The organism is Candidatus Synechococcus spongiarum SH4 (genome assembly GCF_000586015.1).
GTDB classification, from domain to species: Bacteria; Cyanobacteriota; Cyanobacteriia; order PCC-6307; family Cyanobiaceae; genus Synechococcus_B; species Synechococcus_B spongiarum_F.
The window spans coordinates 1-2,849 of the sequence record NZ_JENA01000213.1 but is presented as its reverse complement, the minus strand read 5'-3'; the positions used below and the strand labels follow the sequence as shown (position 1 = coordinate 2,849).

Below are 2,849 nucleotides of genomic sequence, written 5' to 3'. Positions count from 1 at the left end.
CGCATTGCCCTCCGTCAAGACGATTGCCACAGGCCATGGCCCCCTGCTGCAGCACCACCTGGCCCGCTGGGTTGAGGATTATCGCAGTTGGAGCCAGCAGCGGAGCCGGGGCCAGGCCTACGCCGCTGTTTGCGGGATCAGCGGGTACGGCTTCTGTGATCCCCTCAGCCGGGCCGTTGCCCACGGCATCGGCAAGACCTCGGCCCAGGTGCAACTGGTGGACCTGCGGGGCACCGATCCCCATGAACTCACAGCTTTGATCGGGGATGCCCAGGCCGTGGTGCTGCCCACGCCGCCCATCGCTGCCGATGGAGATCTCCAGCAGAACGTTGGCGCCATGCTGGCGGCGCTCCACAGCAAGCAGTTGGTGGCCATCTATGAAGCCTATGGCGGTGATGATGAACCCATCGACACCCTGGCCGCCAAATTGCGCCAGTTGGGCACACGGCCCGCCTTCGCCCCCCTGCGGATCCGGGAAACCCCCAACGAGGCCGTCTACCAGCGTTGCGAGGAAGCAGGCACGGACCTGGGTCAGTTGCTGATGCGGGATCAAGCCATGCGGGCCATGAAATCCCTGGATGCCTCCCTGGATAAGGCCCTGGGCCGCATTAGCGGCGGGCTTTACGTGGTGACCGCCGCCCAGGAGGGTCGCAGCAGCGCCATGGTGGCCAGTTGGGTGGCGCAGGCCAGCTTCAGCCCGCCGGGCATCACCATTGCGGTGGCCCGTGATCGCGCCATTGAAGCCCTGCTTCAGGTGGGGGATCGGTTTGTGCTCAACATCCTCTCCCAGGACAACCATCAACAATTGCTGCGCCACTTCCTCAAGCGTTTTCCCCCCGGTGCGGATCGCTTTGCGGGGGTACAGGTTCTACCCAAGGCCGCGCCTGGGGGGCCGGTGCTGGCGGATGCCCTGGCCTTTCTGGGGTGTTGCGTACGGCAACGGCTGGAGGCGGGTGACCACTGGATCATCTATGCAGAGGTGGAAAGTGGTCGGGTGGCGGATCAGGAGGGCCGGACCGCAGTCCATCACCGCAAGGTGGGCAATCATTACTGAACCGATTCACCACACGATCCGGGGCCAGCATGCGTCGCGTCATCACCCTGCCTGTTGCGGACCAGTTGCTCTGCCTGCGGGGCCTCAGCCCGGAGCGGCTGCGCTTCGAGATGGAATACGGCCTGGAGCGGGGCGCCAGCGCCAACAGCTTCTTCATTCCCGGTCCCGAGGCCACGTTGATCCATCCTCCTGGGGAGTCGTTCCGGGAGCCCTTCCTGGCAACGCTGAAACAGCACTGCCCCCCTGACCACCCTCTGGCGGTTGTGGTGGGCCATGTGAATCCCAACCGGGTGGGCATGCTGCGCCACATGGCCATGGTGTATCCCCGGCTGCGGTTGCTGGCCTCCAGCGCCGGCGTCAAGCTGCTGCAGGATCTGTGGACACTCATCCCACCGCGTCAAGGGGACTCCTCCCCGTCAACAGACCTGAACTCACCACCGCTGCCGCCGTTGCGGGTCATCCGTGGGGAGCACCGGATGTCCGTGGGGGAACCGGCTGACCACTGGCAACTGCGGTTGTTTCCTGCCCCCACACCCCGTTGGCCCGGCGGGCTGCTGGGCCATGAGGACCGTTACGGGATTCTCTTCAGTGGCAAGTTTTTCGGGGCGCACATTTGCACGGAGGAACTGGAAGAATCCCATGTCGGTCTCCATGAGGAAGATCGTCGCTTCTACTACGACTGTCTGATGGCCCCCATGGCCCAGCAGGTGGACACCGTGGTGGACCGTCTGGAGGAGATGGCTATTGGCAGCCTGGCGCCGGGCCACGGACCCATGATCAGCCAGAGTTGGCGCAGCCTTTTCAACGACTATCGCCGCTGGGGAGAGGGGCAGCGACGCTCCCCCCTGAGTGTGGCGCTGCTCTTTGCCAGCGCCTATGGCAATACTGCCGCCCTGGCTTCCGCCCTGGGGCAGGGTATCGCCAAGGCCGGGGTGCGGGTGCAAAGCATGAACTGCGAGTTCAGTGACGCAGACGCCCTGCGCCAGGCCATTCACAGCAGCCAGGCGTTACTGATTGGCTCCCCCACCCTGGGGGGCCATGTGCCCACCCCCATCATGGCGGCATTGGGAACGGTGTTGGCGGAAGCGGAACCCACCACACCGGTGGGGGTCTTCGGCAGCTACGGCTGGAGCGGCGAGGCCATTGACCTGCTGGAGAAAAAATTGCGGGACTGTGGATTTCCCTTTGCCTTCCCCACCTTGCGGGTGCGCTTCTCCCCTGATGACGCCACCTTGAAGCGCTGTGAGGAAATGGGCACGGACCTGGGCCAGACATTGCAGCGGCAGCAACAGCAGCGGCGGCGCGCTGTCGGCGGCCTCAAGGACAGCAGCAGCGGGCCGTCCCTCCAGGCCCTTGGCCGGGTGTTGGGTTCCCTCTGTGTGCTCACAGCCCGCCGCGGCGCCCTGAGCGGGGCCATGGTGGCCAGTTGGGTGTCCCAGGCCAGCTTCACCCCGCCGGGCATCACGGTGGCGGTGGCCAAGGATCGGGCCGTGGAGCAGTTGCTCCACAACGGCAACCGCTTCGCCCTCAACGTGCTGGCCTCAGGCCGGGAAAAGCGTCTGATGAAACACTTCCTGCAACCCTTTGCCCCTGGCGCCGACCGTTTTGCGGGCCTGGAGATAACGGACACTCCCCATGGCCAACCGCTGCTCCAGGAGGCTCTGGCCTGGCTTGAGGTGCAAGTCTGTCAACGCATGGAGTGCGGTGACCACTGGCTCATCTACGGCCGTGTGGAACATGGAGCCCTATTGGATGAACAAGGCCGGACGGCCGTCCACCAGCGGCGCAGTGGGGC

Annotated in this window: 2 protein-coding genes; both read left to right on the top strand. The window is 65.3% G+C overall.

Annotated elements, in window-relative coordinates:
- A partial coding sequence (locus BG35_RS0108600) for a flavin reductase (RefSeq protein WP_034418109.1) occupies window positions 1-1,054 on the top strand: 1,054 nt, incomplete at its 5' end.
- A 29-nt stretch (window positions 1,055-1,083) separates the two neighbouring features.
- The coding region (locus tag BG35_RS0108590) for a diflavin flavoprotein (RefSeq protein WP_025782500.1) at window positions 1,084-2,849 on the top strand (1,766 nt) is incomplete at its 3' end.